The sequence below is a fragment of the Acidovorax sp. BoFeN1 genome (genome assembly GCF_003345135.1).
GTDB classification, from domain to species: Bacteria; Pseudomonadota; Gammaproteobacteria; order Burkholderiales; family Burkholderiaceae_C; genus Acidovorax; species Acidovorax defluvii.
Window position 1 is genome coordinate 1 of record NZ_QOZT01000068.1, and the last position, 21,564, is coordinate 21,564.

18 protein-coding genes are annotated in these 21,564 nt (G+C 62.5%); 13 read left to right on the forward strand and 5 right to left on the reverse strand.

All coding sequences use genetic code 11. The annotated features are described in order from the left end of the window. The 3 genes from DTW89_RS19410 to thiD all read right to left on the reverse strand — a co-directional run. Positions 1-186 (reverse strand): helix-turn-helix domain-containing protein (locus DTW89_RS19410; protein WP_161555642.1); only part of this gene is annotated, 186 nt, incomplete at its 3' end. Positions 187-325: 139 nt separating this feature from the next. After that, positions 326-1,636 carry a glutamate-1-semialdehyde 2,1-aminomutase gene (hemL, locus tag DTW89_RS14300; protein ID WP_114656438.1) on the reverse strand — a complete coding sequence of 437 codons (1,311 nt, stop codon included), beginning with the start codon at positions 1,634-1,636 and terminating at the stop codon, positions 326-328. Then, entirely contained in the window at positions 1,620-2,567 is a 948-nt protein-coding gene (gene thiD / locus DTW89_RS14305) for a bifunctional hydroxymethylpyrimidine kinase/phosphomethylpyrimidine kinase (protein ID WP_024816199.1), read from the reverse strand. The genes hemL and thiD overlap by 17 nt, the downstream gene beginning before the upstream one ends. 94 nt (positions 2,568-2,661) lie before the next feature. Between thiD and DTW89_RS14310 the strand changes: the two genes are divergently transcribed. The 7 genes from DTW89_RS14310 to DTW89_RS14340 all read left to right on the forward strand — a co-directional run bounded on the left by DTW89_RS14310 (position 2,662) and on the right by DTW89_RS14340 (position 13,879). Then, positions 2,662-2,835 (forward strand): rubredoxin, encoded by a 174-nt coding sequence (locus tag DTW89_RS14310; RefSeq protein WP_114656439.1) that lies wholly within the window; start codon positions 2,662-2,664, stop codon positions 2,833-2,835. A gap of 59 nt (positions 2,836-2,894) precedes the next feature. Continuing rightward, entirely contained in the window at positions 2,895-3,293 is a 399-nt protein-coding gene (locus DTW89_RS14315; protein WP_114656440.1) for a response regulator, read from the forward strand. Then, positions 3,293-3,658 carry a response regulator gene (locus DTW89_RS14320; protein ID WP_005796104.1) on the forward strand — a complete coding sequence of 122 codons (366 nt, stop codon included), beginning with the start codon at positions 3,293-3,295 and terminating at the stop codon, positions 3,656-3,658. The genes DTW89_RS14315 and DTW89_RS14320 overlap by 1 nt, the downstream gene beginning before the upstream one ends. Before the next feature lie 15 nt (positions 3,659-3,673). After that, the gene (locus DTW89_RS14325; protein WP_024816198.1) at positions 3,674-4,201 is read left to right on the forward strand and encodes a chemotaxis protein CheW; all 528 of its coding nucleotides are present in this window, start codon (positions 3,674-3,676) and stop codon (positions 4,199-4,201) included. 21 nt (positions 4,202-4,222) lie between these two features. Next, a complete protein-coding gene (locus tag DTW89_RS14330) occupies positions 4,223-6,511 on the forward strand; it encodes a methyl-accepting chemotaxis protein (RefSeq protein ID WP_024816197.1) in 2,289 nt (762 codons plus the stop codon). Positions 6,512-6,565: 54 nt separating this feature from the next. Continuing rightward, positions 6,566-12,637: a hybrid sensor histidine kinase/response regulator gene (locus tag DTW89_RS14335; RefSeq protein WP_114656441.1), complete on the forward strand. Its 6,072-nt coding sequence runs from the start codon at positions 6,566-6,568 to the stop codon at positions 12,635-12,637. 87 nt (positions 12,638-12,724) lie between these two features. Next, positions 12,725-13,879: a PilT/PilU family type 4a pilus ATPase gene (locus DTW89_RS14340; RefSeq protein ID WP_111865678.1), complete on the forward strand. Its 1,155-nt coding sequence runs from the start codon at positions 12,725-12,727 to the stop codon at positions 13,877-13,879. A 38-nt stretch (positions 13,880-13,917) separates the two neighbouring features. On the opposite strand, the gene DTW89_RS14345 is transcribed toward DTW89_RS14340, so the two are convergent. Further along, positions 13,918-15,396 (reverse strand): cryptochrome/photolyase family protein, encoded by a 1,479-nt coding sequence (locus tag DTW89_RS14345; RefSeq protein WP_201741011.1) that lies wholly within the window; start codon positions 15,394-15,396, stop codon positions 13,918-13,920. Positions 15,397-15,417: 21 nt separating this feature from the next. Between DTW89_RS14345 and DTW89_RS14350 the strand changes: the two genes are divergently transcribed. The 6 genes from DTW89_RS14350 to DTW89_RS14375 all read left to right on the forward strand — a co-directional run bounded on the left by DTW89_RS14350 (position 15,418) and on the right by DTW89_RS14375 (position 20,303). Next, a complete protein-coding gene (locus DTW89_RS14350; RefSeq protein WP_024816193.1) occupies positions 15,418-16,017 on the forward strand; it encodes a YqgE/AlgH family protein in 600 nt (199 codons plus the stop codon). Further along, positions 16,014-16,433 carry a Holliday junction resolvase RuvX gene (ruvX, locus tag DTW89_RS14355; RefSeq protein ID WP_024816192.1) on the forward strand — a complete coding sequence of 140 codons (420 nt, stop codon included), beginning with the start codon at positions 16,014-16,016 and terminating at the stop codon, positions 16,431-16,433. The genes DTW89_RS14350 and ruvX overlap by 4 nt, the downstream gene beginning before the upstream one ends. Next, entirely contained in the window at positions 16,430-17,032 is a 603-nt protein-coding gene (gene pyrR / locus DTW89_RS14360; RefSeq protein ID WP_236637151.1) for a bifunctional pyr operon transcriptional regulator/uracil phosphoribosyltransferase PyrR, read from the forward strand. The genes ruvX and pyrR overlap by 4 nt, the downstream gene beginning before the upstream one ends. A gap of 2 nt (positions 17,033-17,034) precedes the next feature. Beyond that, the gene (locus tag DTW89_RS14365) at positions 17,035-17,997 is read left to right on the forward strand and encodes an aspartate carbamoyltransferase catalytic subunit (protein ID WP_024816190.1); all 963 of its coding nucleotides are present in this window, start codon (positions 17,035-17,037) and stop codon (positions 17,995-17,997) included. Between the two features lie 213 nt (positions 17,998-18,210). Continuing rightward, positions 18,211-19,506 (forward strand): dihydroorotase, encoded by a 1,296-nt coding sequence (locus DTW89_RS14370; RefSeq protein ID WP_111865682.1) that lies wholly within the window; start codon positions 18,211-18,213, stop codon positions 19,504-19,506. 59 nt (positions 19,507-19,565) lie between these two features. After that, positions 19,566-20,303, forward strand: coding sequence for a lysophospholipid acyltransferase family protein (locus DTW89_RS14375; protein ID WP_024816188.1), 738 nt, complete (start codon positions 19,566-19,568; stop codon positions 20,301-20,303). Positions 20,304-20,461: 158 nt separating this feature from the next. On the opposite strand, the gene DTW89_RS14380 is transcribed toward DTW89_RS14375, so the two are convergent. Next, the gene (locus DTW89_RS14380; RefSeq protein ID WP_114656443.1) at positions 20,462-21,526 is read right to left on the reverse strand and encodes an ABC transporter ATP-binding protein; all 1,065 of its coding nucleotides are present in this window, start codon (positions 21,524-21,526) and stop codon (positions 20,462-20,464) included. Positions 21,527-21,564: the final 38 nt, after the last annotated feature.

Genomic DNA, 21,564 nt, shown 5'->3' on the forward strand with positions numbered 1-21,564 from the left:
CTCGCGAGCCTGCGCATGGGCCTTTGACGGGTCATAGCCCGCTTCGCTGACATTTCGCGAGAGTTCCCGCCCGATGGTGCTGCGGTGGCGACCAAGGTGCCCAGCGATGGCTGCAACGCCTATCCCTTGGCTGCACAGTGCGTGGATTTGGTATCGTTCTTCTAGGGTCAAGTGTGTGTAGTTCAAAGTGCTTTCCTTTGCGACTGGCCGGTCAACAAGAGAGCATCCTATGCACTCTTGGCCCAACCTATTGCTTGGTGCACTTCGTTCTGGAATCCGCCTTGTTTTTAGCCTGTAGCGCTTATCCAATAAGCGCTAATAGCTATTATTTTGTGAGCGATTTAAACACGTCGCGTGCAGTGGCGACGGTGTCGGCAATGTCCTGCTCTGTGTGGGCGGCGCTCACAAACCCTGCTTCGTAGAGTGCGGGCGCGATGTACACGCCCCGGTCCAGCAGCCCATGAAAGAGCTGGTTGAAGCGCACGCCATCCGTCTTCAGAACCTGTGCGTAATTTTGTGGCAGCTCGGGCAGCAGGAAAAAGCCGAACATGCCGCCTTCGCAGTCGGCGCTGAAAGGCACGCCCTCGGCGGCTGCGGCAGCTGCCAAGCCATCCACCAGCGAGCGGCTGCGGGCGGAGAGCGCGTCAAAGAAGCCAGGCTTCTTGATTTCGCGCAGCGTGGCCAGGCCGCAGGCTGTGGCCACAGGGTTGCCCGACAGCGTGCCAGCCTGGTACACCGCGCCCAGCGGAGCGAGGTTTTCCATGATCGCGCGCGAAGCGCCAAAAGCCGCCAGCGGCATGCCGCCGCCAATCACCTTGCCCAGCACGGTGATGTCGGGCTTGAAGCCCGGGATGCTTTTTGCATAGACGCTTTGTGCGCTGCCCAGGGCCACGCGAAAACCGGTCATCACTTCGTCCAGAACGAGCAGCGCACCATATTCGGTGCACAGCTCGCGGCAGCGGCGCATGAACGGCACGCTGGCGCGCACCAGGTTCATGTTGCCGGCGATGGGCTCGATCATCAGGCAGGCGAGTTCCTTGCCATGCAGCACGAAGGCTTCTTCGAGTTGGGGGATGTTGTTGTATTCAAGAACAATGGTGTGTTGCACCACCTCGGGCGGCACGCCCGCACTCGTGGCGTTGCCAAAGGTGGCCAGGCCCGAACCGGCCTTGACCAGCAGGGCATCGGCGTGGCCGTGGTAGCAGCCTTCAAACTTGATCAGCTTGCTGCGGCCAGTGGCGCCGCGGGCCAGGCGGATGGCGCTCATGCCGGCTTCGGTGCCCGAGCTGACCAGCCGGATCATCTCCATGGACGGCACCAGGCCCAGGATTTCTTCGGCCAGCTCAATTTCGCGCTCGGTGGGGGCGCCAAAGCTGAAGCCTTCCAGTGCAGCCTTTTGCACGGCTTCGAGCACGGCCGGGTGACCGTGGCCCAGGATCATCGGGCCCCAGGAGCCGATGTAGTCAATGAAGCGCTGGTCGTTGGCGTCCCAGAAGTACGCTCCTTGCGCACGCTTCACAAAGCGCGGCGTGCCGCCCACGGCCTTGAAGGCCCGCACAGGCGAGTTCACGCCACCGGGGATGAGCGCCTTGGCGCGTTCGAACAGAGGGATGTTGAGGTCAGTGTTTGGTGTCATGAGGGGGCATCACAAAGCCTTCGATGGCCAGTGTTTCGTCAAGGGGTTCGTCTTCATCGTCATCTTCATCATCGGGCTGGGCCCAGAACATGCGATCGGGAATGATGTGGCCCATTCCTGGGCGGAATCCGGCATCCAGGCAGCGGTCCAGGTAACTGAGCGCCTCGCTCGTGGCTTCGCCGAGATCATTGCCGCTGGCCACCAGGGCCGTGAGGGCCGCCGAGAGCGTGTCGCCCGCGCCCGAAAAGGTGGCGTCAAACAGCTCGAACTTGACACTGCCCAGCACGGTCTGGGGCGACGCCAGCACGTTTTCTACAAACTGCTCGGGCAGGGGGATGCCCGTGACCAGGGTGTATGGCACACCCATCTCTGCGGCGGCGCGGGCGATGTCGCGGGCCGTAGGGCTGCGGTCGCTTTTCCAGTCGGGAAGCAGCCAGCGCCACAACGTACTGTGGTTTCCAACCAACACCGAGGTTTGCGGCAACAGCAGCTCGCGAAAAGCGTCCAGGTACTGGTCAATCAGGTCATCCTGCCACCACGAAAGATTGGGCATGTAGGCGATGACCGGCACCTCGTCGTAATCGGTAGTGATCTCTGCAATGGCGCTGATGTTCTCGGGGCTGCCCACAAATCCGACCTTGATGGCCTGCACGGGCAGGTCTTCCAGTACCGCCCGCGCCTGCTCGGTAACGGCCTCGTCGTCAAAGCCAAAGTGGGCGAATATCTCGGCTGTGTCCCGTGCGTAGGCGCCTGTGACAACGGCAATAGGGTGCCCGCCAACCGACGCGATGGTGCTGATATCGGCGGTAAGTCCGCCGGCACCGCTGGGGTCACTGGCGTTGAAAACCAGCACGCAGGCGGGGCTGGCTTCGTCCATGGCCTCATCGGCAATGTCCGCTATATCAGAAGAAAGGGGGGTGTTTGTTGTCATGGGCCGGATTCGGCGATAAGGGTGGCACAGAAGCTGCTGCCCCGTGAGATGACTAGATACAATCGTTGCATTCTATGTGAAGGCCCATTAAGCTGTGACCGACTCGAAAACTTGGATGTGTCTGATATGCGGTTGGATATATGACGAAGCAAAAGGTTTGCCTGAGCACGGCATTGCACCCAACACCCCATGGGACCAGGTTCCCATGAATTGGACTTGCCCAGAATGCGGCGCGCGCAAAGAAGATTTCGAGCTGGTTCAGATTTGAGGCGCTTTAGCACCCTGTGCTGATGCGTCGTTTGTTTTCTCCATTGGGAGCAGTGACAATTGATTACAACAGGCGCATCTTTCAAAGTGCTCGTGGTGGATGACAGCAATACCATTCGCCGAAGCGCCGAGATTTTTCTCAAGCAGGGAGGGCACGAAGTCCTGCTGGCGGATGACGGTTTTGATGCATTGGCTAAGGTAAACGATTACCAGCCACAGCTTATTTTCTGCGACATTCTGATGCCCAAGCTTGATGGGTATCAAACCTGCGCCATCATCAAGCGCAACGCCCGTTTTGCGGATACTCCGGTTGTCATGCTGTCGTCCAAGGATGGCGTGTTTGACAAGGCGCGCGGTCGCATGGTCGGCTGCCAGGAATATCTCACCAAACCTTTCACCAAAGACCAGTTGTTGCAGGCAGTGCAGCAATTTGGCAATTCCCAACAAGGAGCCATGTAATGCCTATCCAGAAAGTGCTGGTCGTTGACGACTCGAAGACCGAGTTGATGTTTCTGACCGACTTGCTGCAGAAAAAAGGCATGCAAGTGCGTACCGCTGAAAATGCCGAAGAGGCTTTTCGTCGGCTGGCCGAAGAAAAGCCTGATTTGATATTGATGGATGTGGTGATGCCGGGGCAAAACGGATTCCAGTTGACCCGTGCGATCACGCGTGATCCCCTCTATGCCGACGTTCCCATCATCATGTGCACCAGCAAGAATCAAGAGACAGATCGTGTCTGGGGAATGCGGCAAGGCGCACGCGGCTACATCACCAAACCGGTGGATCCGGCCGAGTTGCAGGCCAAGATAGACGCGCTGAACTAAGGCGGTTGCGCGTTCATGGCTAATCGCGAAGCACTGCGAGAACTCCAGACCCGTCTTGCCAGCCGTCTTCAGGCAGCAAGGGGTGAAGGTGTGTCTGTTTCTTCCTGGCTGGCGGTCGAAGCTGCCGGGCAGTCCTATTTATTGCCGCTGGGTCAGTCGGGTGAAATTTTCCCCTGGGTCACGGTGCAGCGGGTTCCCTACACCCAAAAATGGTTTCTGGGTGTAGCCAATCTGCGCGGTGGTCTTGTCGGTGTGGTTGACTTGGCTGGATTGCTGGGATCGACGGTTCCACGCACCGAGCAAACCCTGTCTGACGCCAGCCTGCTTGCTTTCAATGCAGCGCTGGAGGTCAATGCCGCGCTTCTGGTTGACCGGCTGGCGGGTCTGCGAGGCACTGATGCCTTTGTCTCCTCGGAGCCTCCCGCCGATGATGCCCCCGCCTTTTTTGGCACCACCTATGTGGATTCGAGCGGGGCCCGCTGGCAAGAGATCAATCTCCAGATCCTGTCCCAAACCCCTGCTTTTCTGAGTATCAGTGTTTGAGTTTTTCTGTAAGGCTGCACCATGTCCGTTGTGAATCAATTTGGAAAACTGTTCAATCGCAAGCCCGAGGAATCAGACACGGGGCTGGGTGCCGACGTGATCGGCGGTGGTCAGAATGTCCTGACAACGGGATCCATCGAGGGAAATACAATGCGTGAGTCATATCAGACAGACGCCATGAACAGTGTTCAGGGTGATCCCGATGGCGTGTCGTCCGAGTTGTCCACCACGGACGCGGACGAAGATCTTATTTCTTTGCCATTGCTGGGCAGCAACACGGCGGCTGGCCACCAGCGGAATTTGCTCGCATTGCTGGCCATTGGCGTGGTGCTGCTGGCGCTGATTGCTGGCTGGGTGCTTCGGCAGGCGGATCGTTCCGCCCAGCAGCTGGCTGCTACCGGTCAGTCGCTGATGCAGTCGCAGCGGCTTGCCAAGTCTGTCTCACAGGCGCTGGTGGGTAGCCCGCAGGCCTTTCCCGATGTGGTGGAGAGCTCAGGGGTGCTGGCCCGCAATGTGCGTGCGCTCAACAGCGGCGACAGCGAACTGGGCGTCGAGTCCCTCGGTGAGCAGTTCAAGTCCGACCTGGAGGGTACGACCCCGCTCATGGAGAGCGCGGAACGCAACGCCGGCGTGGTCATGGGCCAGCAGAAAATCCTGATGCAGGTAGGTGACGCGCTGCGCACCATCAACCGCCAGTCGTCTGATCTGCTGGAGATCGCTGAAACCGTGTCTTCGCTCAAGCTGCAGCAGAACGCGCCAGCCGCCGAAATTTCGGCTGCCGGTCAGCTGGTGATGTTGACCCAACGTATCGGTAAATCGGCCAACGAATTCCAGACCATGGAAGGCGTGAGCCCCGAGGCCGTGTTTTTGCTGGGTAAGGACTTGAACTCGTTCAAGGAAATTGCCCAGGGCCTGCTTGATGGCAGCCCTGAGCTGCGCCTGACGGCCACCAAGGATGCGCAGACACGCGAACAGCTCGAAGCGCTGATCAAGCTCTACGAAGAGACCCGCACGCAAGCCAGCGCCATTCTGGGCAACTTGCAGGGGCTGGTTTCTGCCCGTGAAGCCCAGTCCTCGATCATTAGCGACAGCGAGCCACTGCGTCGCCAGCTGGAAGGCCTGCAGGACAAGCTTTCTTCGCAAACGGGTCTGGGCGCAGGCCAATTTGCTGCCTTGGCACTGGCTGGCCTGTTCGTTCTGCTTTGCGGTATCGGAATTTCCCGCGTGCAACTGCTGGACAGCCGGGGTCGTCAGGCAGCGGCTGAAGGGCAGCAAAAGGATGCAAAGCGCCAGGAGCAGGAAGCCAAGCGCGTCAATGACGCCAATCAGGCAGCCATTTTGCGTCTGATGAACGAATTGCAATCGGTGGCTGAAGGGGATCTGACACAGGAAGCCACTGTGACGGAAGACATCACCGGCGCCATTGCCGACTCGGTGAACTACACGGTGGAAGAATTGCGCCAGCTGGTGGGAAGCGTTCAGAACACGGCGACCCGCGTGGCGCAGACGACGGCCCAGGTGGACAGCACGTCGACGGAACTCCTTGCCGCTTCCACTGAACAGCTGCGTGAAATTCGTGAAACCGGCCGGTCCGTTCTGGACATGGCAACCCGAATCAATGAAGTGTCCACACAGGCGCAAGAGTCTGCCACGGTGGCTCGCCAATCGCTGCAGGCTGCTGACTCGGGCCTGCAGGCCGTGCAGAACGCCATCGGTGGTATGAATTCGATTCGCGACCAGATTCAGGACACGTCCAAGCGGATCAAGCGCCTCGGTGAATCTTCGCAGGAGATCGGTGAAATCACCGAGCTGATTTCCGACATTACCGAACAGACGAACGTGCTGGCCCTGAATGCAGCCATTCAGGCCGCTTCTGCGGGCGATGCAGGTCGAGGTTTCTCGGTGGTGGCGGAAGAAGTGCAGCGACTCGCTGAGCGATCTGCCGATGCCACACGGCAGATTTCGGCCCTGGTGAAAGCCATTCAGACCGACACCCAGGATGCTGTGGCCGCTATGGAGCGTTCCACGCAAGGTGTGGTTGAAGGAGCCCGACTGTCTGACAGTGCAGGTACTGCGCTGACCGAGATCGACCGCGTGTCGCGCCGCCTGGCCGAGCTGATTGAGCAGATTTCGTCCTCGACGTCCCGTGAAGCCGTTCTGGCCAACGAGGTGGCGGATAACATCCAGCACATTTTTGCGGTGACCGAGCAGACGGGTGAAGGTACACGCACGACAGCACAGCAGGTGCGTGAGCTTTCGCACATGGCTGAAGAACTGCGCCAATCGGTGGCACGTTTCAAGATCGCCTAACGCCGCCATCAAGCAGTCATCAACCAGCGGCTCATTTCAGCCGGGGACGAATTCATGTCATCTATTGATGTCAACAATGCACCGGCCACAGATGGAATCCCGGGCGATCAAGACCTGGGTCCTTTGGCGTGGGTGCTTGACGAGCTGCGCAAATCTCTCGATGGCGCAGTCAAGGCGATGCGCCGCTTTGTGCGCGACGCCGAACTGGCACGTGAGTCGGATTTAGCGTCCCTGGATGCGGGTGCTTTGCGCATTGCGCGGCAGCAGCTGCACCAGGCGAGCGGGGCACTTGAAATGGTGGGCATGGGTTCGCCAGCGCTGGTCCTGCGTGCCATGGAATCGGCTGTTCAAAAATTTGTGCAACGTCCTGAGCAATGCACGGATGAAGCGGCGGCAGTCATCGAGCGTGCCAGTTTCGCGCTCATTGAATACCTTGAAAACGTACTGGGTGGCAAATCCGCGTCTGCAGTAGCCCTGTTCCCTCAGTACCGGGATGCCCAGGCACTGGCGGGTGGCGAGCGTGCTCACCCCGCAGACCTGTGGCCTGCTGAGCGTCGCTTTCGTGAGCCGGAAGACTCTGTAGCCGTTGCTCCGCTGCCCTATGGCCCCGAAGCCCGGGCGCGCCTTGATTCCGCTGTTCTAAAAATCGTCAAATCGGGCGATCTGAGCGCTGCGACCAGCATGCGTGAAACCTGTCTGGGCTTTGTTGCGGCCCAGTCAGACCGACATGCGCGTGCCTTCTGGAAGATTTGTGCCGGCTTTTTCGAAGCCCTTGGCAAGGGCATGCTGGCCCCTGATGTCTATGTGAAGCGGGTAGCGTCCCGCGTGCTGATGCAATACGCGACGCTGGCCAAAGGCGACACCGCGATTGCGGATCGCCTGGTTCAGGATCTGCTTTTCTTCTGTTCACAGGCTAGGCCAGCGGACGGTGAAGAGGACAAGGCTCCGGCGCTGCAAGCAGTGCGAAAGTCGTTTGGCCTGGAGCGGTTCAAACCGGTCGACTATGAAACCGCGCGTTTCGGACGGTTTGATCCTGCCTTGCTGGCGCAGGCCCGCAAGCGCATTGCGTCCGCCACGGAAACCTGGTCGGCGCTCGCCGGTGGTGATCGCAACAAGCTTAAGCCTGCGGCTGATCAGTTCAGCCTGGTTTGCGACTCATTGCGCAAACTGCATCCGGGAAGCGAGAGTCTCGCTGCGGGCCTGACCCGTGCTGTTGAGGCAACGACGCGATCAGGAGAGCCTCCGTCCGCAGCGCTGGCGATGGAGGTGGCGACCTCGGTGCTTTACCTTCAGGCGGCTTTTGAGGAACTGGATGCTGCCGACGACCAGATGGAGGTGCGTGCAGAACGTCTCGCGGAGCGACTGGATGCCGTGGGTGCAGGCGCAGAGCCAGAACCCCTTGAGCTGTGGATGGAAGAGCTGTACCGGCGTGTCAGCGACAACCAGACCATGGGCAGTGTGGTGGACGAGTTGCGCTCCACCCTGGGCGAGGCAGAGAAATCACTAGACCAGTTTTTCCGCAATCCGCAAGACACGGCGGTGCTCGCGGCAGTGCCGGGCCACTTGGCACAGATGCGTGGCGTGCTGTCCGTACTGGGCCTGGACCAGGCGTCGCTGGCGGTGGTGCGCATGCGCGACACCGTCGAGCGGCTGCTCATCAATGAAATTCCAGAAGAAGAGCGCCAGCCCTCATTCGAGAAACTGGGTAACAGTCTGGGTGCGCTCGGGTTCCTGATCGACATGTTGAGCTACCAGCGCACGATGGCGCGCAAGCTCTTTGTCTACGATGAAGAACTGGGTGAGCTGCGCATTCTGGTGGGCAAAGCCCGCGCGCGTGCCACAGATGATGTGGCAGAAGCACCGGAGAAATTGGAGGAGCGCGTCGCTCCGCCGATGCCCGATGTTGTGCCGCGCTTCCCTGCGCAGGAGGTGCCCGCGTCGGCACCGGCCGTTACGGCAACGCCGGCGGACGCCAGCCCTGCTGCTGCATCGGACGAGTTGGCATCCGATATTTTCTTTGACCTGCAAACACCGCAGGAGCCGTTGCCGGTAGCGTCTGACCTGCCACCTGTCGTGGTGCCCTCTGCCGTTCCCGCTTCGCAGCCGGAGGTGGACGATGAGTTGCTGGATGTGTTTCTGGAAGAAGCCCGCGAAGTCGTGGCCACTGGTCTGGCTGCCATCAACGTGCTGGTTGAAGAGCCCGCCAATCTGAGCGAGCAAACCACCTTGCGTCGTGCGTTCCATACGCTCAAGGGCAGCTCACGCATGGTGGGGCTCAATGATTTTGGTGAGGCAGCCTGGTCGATGGAGCAGGTGCTGAACGCTTGGCTGGCTGAGCAAAAACCCATGCAGCCCACTTTGCTGCAGTTGTCTTCCGATTGTTTGCAGGCATTTGACCGTTGGGCTGATGACATTGCTGCAGGGGCTGCATCGGCCTGGTCGCCGGAGGCATTCTGCAAATCTGCTGATGCTATGCGCCTTGACGGCAGCTTGCTGCCGCTCGTGGTGCCTGGGGCTGCAGTGGCATCCGTTGCACCCGATGTGGTGGAGCCGGAGATGCCGATGGAGGCCGCGCCACGCGCAGCAGATGCGCCCGACACTGGCTTGCAGGCCGTCGAGCCATCGCTGGATGCGTTGTCTTCTGAAAAAGCCGGGGATGCGGGCGCAGTCGATGAGTTTGCGGCATTGATGGCGGATTTTGCTGAAACCGAGATGACGTCGGAATTCGCCGCGGTAGCGCCAGACGCGGTCGCGTCGGCAGCGACGGTGACCGAGGATATCGATTTCTCCGTGTTCTCCGAGGCTCTGAACGAGGCGCAAGCAACACCGGCAACGGTAAGCCAGTTGTTGCCTCTGGACCTGGAGTTGCCAGATCTGGAGCCTGCGTCTTCCGTTGCCATGGATGTCGACCGCACCGAAGCAGCGGCGATTGGTGCAATGCAGGATCAACCGGATGATCTTCCAGTGATGGCGGCTGGTGAGCCTGAATTTTTGCCTGAGATTGCCCAGGCACCAGACTTCTCCGATGCGGCGGCGGCAAATTCGCCAGAGATCCTGGAACCGGTCGCGGCTGAAGCTTTTGTGCCCGAAGAAGAAGCTCCGTCTGATGAAGCGGTCAAGGTCATTGAAAGCTTGCGGATCGGTATTCCACTCTACAACGTGTACCTCAACGAGGCCGACGAATGGTCGCGGCGCTTGGTTACGTGTTTGCAGGAGTGGGCGCTGGAATTGCACGAGCCTTTGCCGGACATCGCTGTTGCACTGGCGCATTCGCTGGCAGGCAGTTCGGCCACCGTGGGATTCACCGCACTGTCAGAGCTGGCGCGGGTGCTTGAGCATGCTCTGCAGCATGTTCAACTGCAGTCGGGCGGCACGGCAGAGCAGGCCGAAGTATTCATGGCGTCGGCAGATGACATTCGTCGTCTCTTGCACCAGTTTGCTGCCGGGTTCTTGAAGGAGCCGAGCGCGGAAGTGCTGCAGCAACTGCGAGAAATCCTGGAGACCGAGGTGGTCAACACCCTGTCGCCTCCTGAGGACGACTTCGATGAGTTCGGCGATTTCGCCGCGGCCCCTGAAGCTGAACAGACCGCTGAAATTGAGCCTGAGCCCGTACCAGCCGAGGCACCCACTGTGCAAGCGGCCGAAGTGGTGGCTGCAGGCTATGTCGCGCCGGCCTTGTCTATTGTTGGGAGTGACCGTGACCAGAACATCGACGATGCGATAGCACACGCAGTATCCGCAGGTTCAGATGTCGATGATGACATTGACGCCATCGATGTCATCGACCCTGATCTGTTCCCCATCTTTGAAGAAGAAGCCGCTGAGTTGCTGCCCCAGCTGGGCGGTGCGTTGCGACAATGGGCATCCCGTCCGGACAACCTCGGTGCACGCAACGAAGTGCTGCGTGCCCTCCACACGCTCAAGGGCAGTTCGCGCCTTGCAGGCGCCATGCGCCTCGGGGAAATGTCCCACCGACTGGAGTCTGCCATCGAGCAACTCGACATGGAAACCGTCACCGCGGACCAGATCGAGCCGTTGCTTGCGAGTTTCGATGGTCTGCAGGCGAATTTTGAGTTCCTCCGCGTTGTTGGCGGGCAAGAACCTGCCGATGCCGTGGCTGCAGTCCCTGCGGCACAAGGCGATCTGGCCGACGCTACCAAAGTGTCGGGCGCAGCAACTGCGCCGGCGGTGCCTGCATCCGCACCATCGGTTCGGCTTCCCGGGGCTTCGCAGCTGGCGCCTGTCCGTGTGGCCGCGAACCAGTCGGTGCGCGTGCGTGCGCAGTTGCTGGACCGTCTGGTGAACCAGGCGGGCGAGGTCATGATCAGCCGTTCGCGCCTCGATGTTCGTCTGGGGCAGTTCCGCAATTCTCTGTCCGACCTGTCCGGCAACCTGGATCGGTTGCGCCAGCAGCTGCGCGACATCGAAATGCAGTCCGAGTCGCAGATGCAGTCACGTCTGGCGCTTTCCAAAGACTCTGCTGCCGGGTTCGATCCGCTCGAGTTTGACCGCTTCACGCGGGTGCAGGAGCTGACGCGCATGATGGCCGAGTCTGTCAACGACGTGGCTACCGTGCAGCGCAACCTGCAGCGCGCCATGGAAGGGGCCGAAGACGATCTGATTGCGCAGGGCCGCCAGGCGCGTGAGCTGCAGCGTGATCTGCTGCGCACCCGCATGGTGGAGTTTGAAGGCATTTCCGAGCGTTTGTATGCGGTGGTGCGCCAGGCTTCCAAGGAAACCGGCAAGCAGATCAAGCTGGACATTACCGGCGGCTCCATTGAAATGGACCGTGGCGTCCTTGATCGCATGACGCCCGCTTTCGAGCATTTGCTGCGCAACTGCGTGGCGCACGGCATCGAGGCGCCCGACGCGCGGGTCGCCGCAGGAAAGCCAGCGTCTGGCACCATCACCGTGGATCTGCGCCATGAAGGCAACGACGTGTCGGTGGAATTCCGGGATGACGGTGCCGGTCTGGACCTTCAGCGTATCCGGGAAAAGGCTCTGGCGCAGGGCATTGTGCAGGCGGGCGAAGAAATCAGCGATGCCGATGCCGCCAACCTGATCTTCACGCCGGGCTTTTCCACCGCCTCCGAACTGACGGGGCTTGCCGGTCGCGGCATTGGCATGGACGTGGTGCGTTCCGAGGTCAATGCATTGGGCGGTCGAATTGAAACCTCCACCGAATCGGGCAAGGGTGCCGCCTTCCGCATGGTGCTGCCGTTGACCACTGCCGTGACGCAGGTGGTGATGCTGCGCGCTGGAGACATGTCGATTGGCGTGCCTGCCAACGTGGTCGAAATTGTGCGTCGCACCTCGGCGGCAGATCTCGAAGAAGCGTATCGCACGGGCTTCTTTGATGACGGCTTCGAGCAATTGCCTTTCTTCTGGGTGGGCGCTTTGCTGCAAGCTTCGACGCGCAGCAATGAAGCCGCAGGCAAGACCCGGCCCGTGGTGATTTTCCGCAGTGCGTCGCAACGCATCGCCATGCACGTGGATGAAGTGCTGGGCAACCAGGAAGTCGTGGTCAAGAACCTGGGGCCTCAGTTGTCGCGCCTGCCGGGCTTGGCCGGGATGTCGGTGCTTGCCTCTGGGGCCGTGGTGTTGATTTACAACCCGGTGGCCTTGTCCACGGTGTATGGCGATCAGGTACGTGCGGCCAGCGCCGGCTTGCCCGTCACGCTGGAAACCGAAGGTGCTGGCACCGGCAAGCCTGCGACGTCGATGCTTGCAGGGCCCACGCAGGTGCCTTTGGTTCTGGTGGTGGACGATTCGATTACGGTACGCCGTGTCACGCAGCGGTTGCTGCAGCGTGAGGGCTACCGGGTGGCCCTCGCCGCCGACGGGCTGCAGGCACTCGAGCGCTTGCAGGAAGAGCGCCCAACGGTCGTGCTGTCCGATATTGAAATGCCACGCATGGACGGTTTTGACCTGGCGCGCAACATTCGCGCAGACGGTGCGCTGCGGGGCCTGCCCATCATCATGATTACTTCTCGCATTGCAGAAAAGCACCGCGAGCATGCGATGGAGCTCGGTGTGAACCATTACCTGGGCAAACCCTACTCGGATGAAGAGTTGCTCAGTCTCATCCAGCATTACGCCCGGCTGGAGGCAACCGCAGAGGCATGATCCCGGTGGGCTGGCCCGCAAGGGCTGGTCAGCCCGGGCATTCTTGCCGGCACTGCCGGTAAGATGCCTGCATGATCAGGAGGCCTCATGGATTCGCAAACACCTGCGGCAGATGGCCGCCTGCTGTCTTGCCTTGCGCTGATGGTGCGCGAAGGCGCTTCGGACCTTTTTCTTCTGGCGGGTGCACCGCCCACGCTCAAGCGCCAGGGGGCCTTCCTGCCAATCACCAAGGGGTCGGTGACTGCCGAGGACGTCCGGACGATGGTGTATTCGATCATGCGCAAGGCGCAGATCGATGAGTTTGAAGCCTCGAAGGAATGCGATTTTTCGTTCCAGTCGCAGGATCTGTCGCGCTACCGTGTCAATGTGCACCTGCAGCGCGGCAATGTGGGGGTGGTCGTCCGCCATGTCACGGCCAAGATTCCTAGCCTTGACGAACTGGGCTTGCCGCCGGTGCTCAAACAGCTCGCCTTCCTGAAAGGTGGGCTGGTGCTTACCGTCGGTTCTGCCGGGTCGGGCAAGACCACCACACTGGCCGCGATGCTGGACTATCGCAACGAGAACACGGCGGGGCATATTCTCACCGTGGAAGACCCCATCGAGTACCTGCACACCCACAAGAAATCGTTGGTGACACAGCGCGAGGTGGGGCTCGATACCGCGTCGTATGACGAGGCCTTGCGGCGTGCGATGCGGGAGGCGCCGAACGTGATCATGATTGGCGAGATACGCGACCGGGCCTCCATGCAGCATGCGCTGCATTACGCCGAATCCGGGCATCTGTGCGTGTCCACTTTGCACGCCAACAATGCCAACCAGGCGGTGCAGCGGATTGTGAATTTTTTCCCCGAGCAGGCCCATCGCCAGCTGTTGATGGACCTGTCATTGAATCTGCAGGCCGTGGTGGCCCAGCGGCTGGTCAAAAACGTGCACGGATCGGTGGTGCCAGCGATGGAAGTGATGCTGCTCACCCCCTACGTGTCGGAGCTGATTCAGAAGGGCCAGATCGACGAGATCAAGACGGCCATTGCGCGCAGTGGTGAGCAGGGCATGTGCACCTTCGATCAATCGCTGTTTGAGCTGTATGAGCGCGGTGTCATCTCGCCAGCCGAAGCTGTGGCCAATGCCGACAACCGCACCGATGTATCGTTGCGCCTGCGCCTGGCCTCGGGTGCGCCCCTGGGGGTGGATGGAATGCGCATGAGCGACCAGACTGCCGAGGACGCACCACCCGCAGCGTGAACGTCCCGCCGTCTCAACGGCCCAGGCACGATCCACGGTCACCCGGCCTTGACCACGGCATAGCGCTGCAGCGTGCGCAACCTGGCACTGTCGTGGTCCACCACGGGATGCGGGTAGGTGTCGCCCAGCACCACCCCGGCCTCTTGCAGCTCCAGGGGGCGGGCACGCCAGGGGGCATGCAGGGCTGCAGTGGGCAGCTTTGCCAGCTCTGGCAGGTAACGACGGATGAATTTGCCCTCCGGGTCAAACTTTTCGCTCTGGCTGACCGGGTTGAAGATGCGAAAGTAGGGCTGGGCGTCGCACCCGCTGGAGCTGGCCCACTGCCAGCCGCCGTTGTTGGCGGCCAGATCAAAATCATTGAGGTGTGTGGCAAAGTAGGCCTCGCCCCGGCGCCAGTCGATGCCCAGATCCTTCACAAGAAAGCTGGCCACCACCATGCGCAGCCGGTTGTGCATGTAGCCCGTCTGGTTGATCTGCGCCATGGCGGCATCCACCAGCGGGTAGCCCGTACGGCCCTCGCACCAGGCGGCAAACAAGGCGTCGGCCTCGGGGCCTGATTCCCACTGAATGGCGTCATACGCCGGCTTGAAGCTGCGGTCCACCACATGGGGATGGTGGTGCAGGATCTGAAAGTAAAAATCCCGCCAGATCAGTTCGCTGAGCCAGGTGGTGGCACCCGGGTTGCCGTCCAGCATCAGCCGGTGCGCTGTGCGCGCCAGCAGGCGTGGCGAGATGGTGCCAAAACGCAGGTGCACGCTCAGATAGCTGGGGCCCTTGACCGCCGGAAAGTTGCGCGTGTCGTCGTACCGTTCGATGCGGCCCAGAAAGTCGTCGAACAACTGCTGTGCACCACTGGCGCCAGTGGGCAGCCTGGGCTGTGACAGGGTGGTGGCCTCGAACCCCAGCGACGCCAGCGTGGGGACGGGGTGGCAGTGATCCAGCGGGCGGGGCGCCAGGCGGTGCGCGTGGCGCTCCACCGTATAGCCTTTGAGCTGAAAGGCATCCACCTTCTTGAGCCAGGCGTTCTTGTAGGGCGTGAACACGCTGTAGGGATTGCCGGTCTGCGTCAGCACCTCGCTGCGCTCCAGAATGGTGTGGTCCTTGAAGGTGTGAAATGCCCTTCCGGCAATGGCCAGCCGGGTGCGCACCAGGCTATCGCGCGCCAGGGCCTGGGGCTCGTCGTCGTGGTTGGCAAAAACAGCCTGGGCACCCAGGCTGTGTGCCAGTGCGGGCACCGCCTCGGTGGCCACCGCGTGCAGCACGATCAGTCCGCCGCGTGGGTGGGCAGACAGCGTTCGCAGCACCCCATCAAGCTCTTGCAGCGACTCCCGGATGAACTCCACGCGCCGATCGGTCCGCGCCAGCGGGTTCAAAATTTCGTGGTCAAAAACAAAGACGCAATGTACCTGCTGGCATTGGGTGAGCGCCCGGTACAGGGCTGCATGATCGGTGGTGCGCAGATCGCGGCGGAACCAGACGAGTCCGGTGGGGTAGGAAGGCTCGGAGGAGGGCGCCATGTTCACCGTTAAAATTAGCCAATGACATCCGATTCTGCGCCCATCAACCTGACGCATCATTTCCTGATCGCGATGCCCGGTCTGGAAGATGAGTCTTTTGCGCGCACTGTGGTTTACCTGTGCGAGCACAGTGAGCGTGGCGCCTTGGGCCTCATCATCAACAAGCCCTCCGACATCACGCTCAAGGGGCTTTTCGACAAGGTGGATTTGTCTTTGCGCCGTGAAGACCTCCGCTCTGAGCCCGTCTTTCAGGGCGGCCCGGTGCAGACCGAGCGCGGTTTTGTGCTGCACGAGCCCATGTTGATGAACCGCGCAGAGACCGACGAGTCTGCCTATGCTTCCACCATGACGATTCCGGGCGGCTTGGAGATGACCACCTCCAAGGATGTTCTGGAGGCCCTGTCCACCGGCGCGGGCCCGCGCAGGGTGCTGATCACGCTGGGGTATTCGTCCTGGGGTGAGGGTCAGCTGGAGTCCGAGCTGGCCGAAAACGCCTGGCTTACCGTGGGTGCCGACCTGTCGGTGATCTTTGACACTCCCGTGCCCCAGCGCTACGACAAGGCGCTGGCCCTCTTGGGGCTGCAGGCCTGGATGATCTCGCCGGAAGCGGGGCACGCATGACCGGCTTGCCCGTTCAGCCCGCCGTTCCTGCGCATTTTCAGACCTTTCTTGCTTTCGATTTTGGCCTCAAGCGCACGGGTGTGGCCACGGGCAACCGCATGCTGCGCAGCGCCACGCCGCAAGCCACCATCAAGGCCGAGGGCGATGCCCGCTTTGTGCAGGTGGCACAGCGCATCAAGGAATGGCAACCCGACGCCCTGGTGATCGGCGTGCCCTACCACCCCGACGGCGCGAGCCACGAGAACACCGAGAAAGCGCTCAAATTCGGCCGCCAGTTGCGCGGGCGCTTCGGCCTGCAAGTGTTCGAGGTGGACGAGCGCTACAGCACCACTGAAGCCATCGCGGGCGGTGCCAAGGATGCCGACGCTGCGTCGGCCTGCATCATCCTGGAACAGTTTTTGAGGAATCTTCCATGAGCAACCCCTCCCATCCAGCGGCAGTCGAAGGATTTTCCGCCGGGCCGCCCCAAGGAAAATCAGCGCCCTCGGGGGGCAGCGCAGCACACGCAGTGGCAAGCGTGGGGGCTCTAGCCCTCGATGCCGAGGCGCTGTACCGTGAACTGCTGCGCGGCGTGCGCAGAATGCTCACCCCCACCACACATCTGGCGGGCATTGCCTCGGGTGGCGCCTGGTTGGCCGAGCGCCTGCAAAAGGACCTGGGCCTCGAAGGGCCTGCCGGCGTGCTCTCGTCAGTGATGCACCGCGATGACTTTGCCCAGCGTGGCCTGTCGGTCGGGGCGCAGACCTCGCTGCCGTTTGATGTGAACGGCGCCGATGTGCTGGTGCTCGACGACGTGCTCTACACCGGCCGCACCATCCGCGCCGTGCTCAACGAGCTGTTCGACTATGGCCGCCCAGCCAGCGTGCGCCTGGCCGTCCTGGTGGACCGCGGCGGGCGCGAGTTGCCCGTGCAGGCCGACTTTGCGGCTGCCCGCGTGGCGCTGCCGCCCTCGCAGTCGCTTGCGCTGGCGCGCGACGAGCAGGGCCGCTTCCAATTCCAAGTCAAAGAGGTGTGACCGTGCTGCACAAGCGCAACCCCCAACTCAACCACCACGGCGAGCTGATCCACCTGCTTTCCATCGAAGGCCTGCCGCGCGACATCGTCACGCACATCCTCGACACCGCCGCCAACTTCGTCAGCGTGAACGACCGCGAGGTCAAGAAGGTGCCCCTGCTGCGTGGCAAGAGCGTTTTCAACCTGTTCTTCGAGAACAGCACGCGCACGCGCACCACGTTCGAGATCGCGGCCAAGCGCCTGTCGGCCGACGTGCTCAACCTCGACATTGCGCGCAGCTCGGCCAGCAAAGGCGAATCGCTGCTCGACACCATCGCCAACCTCTCGGCCATGGCGGCCGACCTGTTTGTGGTGCGGCACAGCGAGTCGGGTGCTCCCTATCTGATCGCCCAGCATGTGGCGCCGCACGTCCACGTCATCAACGCGGGCGACGGGCGCCATGCCCACCCCACGCAGGGGCTGCTGGATCTCTACACCATCCGGCACTACAAAAAAGACTTCAGCAACCTCACCGTGGCCATCGTGGGCGACGTGCTGCACTCGCGCGTGGCGCGCTCCGACATTCATGGCCTGACCACGCTGGGCTGCCCCGAGGTGCGCGTGGTGGGCCCGCGCACGCTGGTGCCGTCCGACATGGCGCAGATGGGCGTGCGTGTGTGCCATACCCTCGAAGAGGGCATCAAGGATGCCGATGTGATCATCACCCTGCGCCTGCAGAACGAGCGCATGAGCGGAGCGCTGCTGCCGTCGAGCCAGGAGTATTTCAAGAGTTTCGGCCTCACCCCCGAAAAACTGCGCCTGGCCAAGCCCGACGCCATCGTGATGCACCCTGGCCCCATCAACCGTGGGGTCGAGATCGACTCAGCCGTGGTGGACGGAAAACAAAGCGTGATCCTGCCGCAGGTGACGTTTGGCATCGCGGTGCGCATGGCCGTGATGTCCATCGTCGCAGGGAATGAGGCATGACCTCCGTAAAGCAATGCCCCCTGTGCCGCTTCGCGTCATCCCCCAAGGGGGACGCCACCCCTGGCCCGGCGAAGCCGGTTCCACGGTGGCACTGGCATTCGGTCGTCTGTGGTGCGAACAGCCGGGCAAAATGTTGAGCGTTATAAATGCTATGTATTTAATAGCTGTTTGCGCTTATCCAGTAAGCGCTAGTGGCCAATTTGGCTTGAAATCATGAAGATACTGATTCAGAACGGCCGTGTGATCAACCCCGCCAGCGGGTTCGATCAAACCTGCGACATTGCCCTGGCCGCGGGCCGCATCGTGGGTATCAACCGGGTGCCGCCCGACTTTGCGCCCAACCGCGTGATCGACGCGGCAGGCTGCATCGTGCTGCCCGGCCTGGTGGACCTGGCGGCGCGCCTGCGCGAGCCGGGCCACGAGCACGAAGGCATGCTCGAATCCGAAATGGCCGCCGCCGTGGCCGGTGGCGTGACCAGCCTCGTGTGCCCGCCCGATACCGACCCCGTGCTCGACGAGCCCGGCCTGGTGGAGATGCTCAAGTTTCGCGCCGAAAAGCTGCACCAGTCACGCCTGTTTCCGCTGGGCGCGCTCACGCGCGGCCTTGCGGGCGAGGTGCTCACCGAGATGGCCGAGCTCACCGAATCGGGTTGCGTGGGTTTTGGCCAGGCCGAGGTGCCGCTGGCCAGCACGCAGGTGCTGCAACGCGCGCTGCAATATGCCGCCACTTTTGGCTACACCGTGTGGCTGCGCCCGCAAGAGATGCACTTGGGGCGTGGCGTGGCGGCCAGCGGCCCGCTGGCCACGCGCCTGGGTCTTTCGGGCGTGCCCGTGGCCGCCGAAACCATTGCGCTGCACACCATTTTCGAGCTGCTCAAGACCACCGGCGCCCGCGTGCACCTGTGCCGCCTGAGCAGCGCTGCCGGCGTCGAGCTGCTGCGCCGCGCCAAGGCCGAAGGCCTCAAGGTGACGGCCGATGTAAGCATCAACTCGCTGCACCTCACCGACGTGGACATCGGCTTTTTTGACAGCCGCGCCCGCCTGTCGCCCCCGCTGCGCCAGCAGCGCGACCGCGATGCGCTCAACGCCGCGCTGGCCGACGGCACCATCGACGCGCTGGTGTCCGACCACAACCCGGTCGACGAAGACGCCAAGACCCTGCCGTTTGCCGAAGCCGAACCCGGCGCCACCGGGCTGGAGCTGCTGCTGTCACTCGCGCTCAAGTGGTCGCAGGACAGCGGCGTGCCACTGCAGCGCGCTCTGGCCACCGTAACTTCTGAGCCCGCGCGCGTGCTGGGCAACGCCCTGGGCACGCTGCAGGCGAGTGTGGGCCAGCTGGTGGAAGGCGGCGTGGGCGATCTGTGCATCCTCGACCCGCAGGCCGCCTGGACGGTGCGGGACGATGCGCTGCGCAGCCAGGGCAAGCACACGCCGTTTTCGGGCTACGAGCTGCCGGGCCAGGTGCGTGCCACGCTGGTCGGCGGGCAAGTGGCGTTCGAGCGCGACTGACCCGTGCACCGCTGTTGTGTGCGGCACGCCCGCTGGCGTTGTGCGGGAGGCGGTGCAGCATGAACAATTTGCGCGCCTGCTGGCGCCTGCTGCGCGTGCTGGGCCACATTCTCAAGGGCCTCGCCATAGTGGCGGTGCGGTTTCCGGCGCTGTCGCCCGACCAGCAACATGCGCGCGTGCAGGCCTGGTCGATGCAGCTGCTGGCCCGTGCGGGCGTGTCGTTGCGCATCCTGGGCACGCCGCCCGTGAATGGGCCGGTGATGCTGGTCGCCAACCACATTTCGTGGCTCGATATTCCGGTCATGCACGCGGCGCGGCATTGCCGTTTTGTCTCCAAATCGGACGTGCAGGCGTGGCCCCTTGTTGGCACGCTGGCTACGGCCGCCGGCACGCTTTACATCGAACGCAACTCGCGCCGCGATGCGCTGCGCATGGTGCGATCGATGCACGAGGCACTGGAGCGCGGCGAGGTGCTGGCGGTGTTTCCTGAAGGCACCACGGGCGACGGGCGGGCCATGCTGCCGTTTCACGCCAACCTGCTGCAGGCGGCGGTGACGGCAGACGCTTTTGTGCAGCCGGTGGGCCTGCACTTTGCCGACAGGGCCACGGGCATGACCAGTTTTGCGCCCAGCTACATCGGCGACGAAACCCTGGTGGGCTCCATCTGGCGCACCCTGCGCGCGCCCGCGATCGAGGCCGTGGTGCACTACGGCGTGCCCGAGCAAGCGCAGGGCCGGGACCGCCGCGCCTGGACGCAGCATCTGCACGACACGGTGGACCGCCTGCGCCAGACGTAAACCGGATTCGCCCTCCACGCGATCACTGCGTTGCTTCGACCGCACCCGTGGCCATGTGTTGGCAGCGCCTTCGCGGCCTGTTGGTTTGCTACTATTTCGATAGCTATTGGCGCTTTGCAGTAAAGCGCTAGCGGCCGATTTCGCTTGTAAAAATCCAGTCAGACGCGCGCAAACGTGACGACATGATCCACCTGCGCACGAATGCCAATCCATTCGCCCACCGCATGGTTGTGGTGGCTGGGCACATGGGCCATCAGCGTGTGACCGCTGGCCAGGCGCAGCGTGTACAGAAACTCCGAGCCGCGAAACGACTTGCGCAAAATTTGCGCCTGCACGGGGGCGTGGTCGTCGTGCACCACGTCATCGGCGCGCAGCAGCACATCGCATTCGCCACCCGGAAAGCTGGCGGGCAGGGGGCATTCGGCCAGATCGGTCAGGTCGCCCAGCGGGGTTTGCGCCACCACGTTGTTGCCGCGCTGCACCAGCGTGGCGGGGGCAAAAACGCCGTGGCCGATGAAGTCGGCAACAAAGCGGGTGGCCGGGCGGTGGTAGAGGGTGTAGGCGTCGTCCCACTGGTGCAAATGGCCTTCGTGCATCACGCCAATCACGTCACCGATCGCAAAGGCCTCCAGCTGGTCGTGCGTGACAAACAGCGCCGTCGCTCCGGCGGCCTTCAGGATGTCGCGCACCTCGTGCGCCAGGCGCTCGCGCAGATCGACATCGAGGTTGGAAAACGGCTCGTCCAGCAGCATGAGCTGCGGGCGCGGGGCCAGCGCCCGTGCCAGCGCCACGCGCTGCTGCTGCCCGCCCGAGAGCTCGTGCGGAAAGCGCGCGCCGCTGCCTTCCAGCCCCACCAGTTGCAGGGCCTCGGCCACGCGCGCAGCCTGCTCGACCCGGGGCAGCTGGTGGATGCCGAAAGCCACGTTGCGCTCCACGCTCAGGTGCGGAAACAGGGCGTAGTCCTGGAACACCATGCCAATGCGCCGCGATTCGGGCGGCACATTCAGCTGCGCACTGCCCACCAGCTCGCGCTTGAGGCGGATCTCGCCGGACGACACGGGCTCGAGCCCCGCCACGGCGCGCAGCAGCGTGGTCTTGCCGCAGCCCGAGGGGCCGATCAGCACGCCGATATCGCCCGCACGCAGCCCCAGCGTGACGCCCTGCACCGCTGCCTGGGAACGGCCCGCGTAACGCACTTCGAGTTGGGAAACCTCAAGAAACATGGCCTGATTCTAGTGGGGCGGGTCTGGCAGGGCGGGTC

Coding starts and splice junctions, on each gene's coding strand:
- hemL (WP_114656438.1), bottom strand. CDS start 1,636: ATGACACCAAACACTGACCTCAACATCCCTCTGTTCGAACGCGCCAAG.
- thiD (WP_024816199.1), bottom strand. CDS start 2,567: ATGACAACAAACACCCCCCTTTCTTCTGATATAGCGGACATTGCCGAT.
- DTW89_RS14320 (WP_005796104.1), top strand. CDS start 3,293: ATGCCTATCCAGAAAGTGCTGGTCGTTGACGACTCGAAGACCGAGTTG.
- DTW89_RS14325 (WP_024816198.1), top strand. CDS start 3,674: ATGGCTAATCGCGAAGCACTGCGAGAACTCCAGACCCGTCTTGCCAGC.
- DTW89_RS14330 (WP_024816197.1), top strand. CDS start 4,223: ATGTCCGTTGTGAATCAATTTGGAAAACTGTTCAATCGCAAGCCCGAG.
- DTW89_RS14335 (WP_114656441.1), top strand. CDS start 6,566: ATGTCATCTATTGATGTCAACAATGCACCGGCCACAGATGGAATCCCG.
- DTW89_RS14340 (WP_111865678.1), top strand. CDS start 12,725: ATGGATTCGCAAACACCTGCGGCAGATGGCCGCCTGCTGTCTTGCCTT.
- DTW89_RS14345 (WP_201741011.1), bottom strand. CDS start 15,396: ATGGCGCCCTCCTCCGAGCCTTCCTACCCCACCGGACTCGTCTGGTTC.
- DTW89_RS14350 (WP_024816193.1), top strand. CDS start 15,418: ATGACATCCGATTCTGCGCCCATCAACCTGACGCATCATTTCCTGATC.
- ruvX (WP_024816192.1), top strand. CDS start 16,014: ATGACCGGCTTGCCCGTTCAGCCCGCCGTTCCTGCGCATTTTCAGACC.
- pyrR (WP_236637151.1), top strand. CDS start 16,430: ATGAGCAACCCCTCCCATCCAGCGGCAGTCGAAGGATTTTCCGCCGGG.
- DTW89_RS14370 (WP_111865682.1), top strand. CDS start 18,211: ATGAAGATACTGATTCAGAACGGCCGTGTGATCAACCCCGCCAGCGGG.
- DTW89_RS14375 (WP_024816188.1), top strand. CDS start 19,566: ATGAACAATTTGCGCGCCTGCTGGCGCCTGCTGCGCGTGCTGGGCCAC.
- DTW89_RS14380 (WP_114656443.1), bottom strand. CDS start 21,526: ATGTTTCTTGAGGTTTCCCAACTCGAAGTGCGTTACGCGGGCCGTTCC.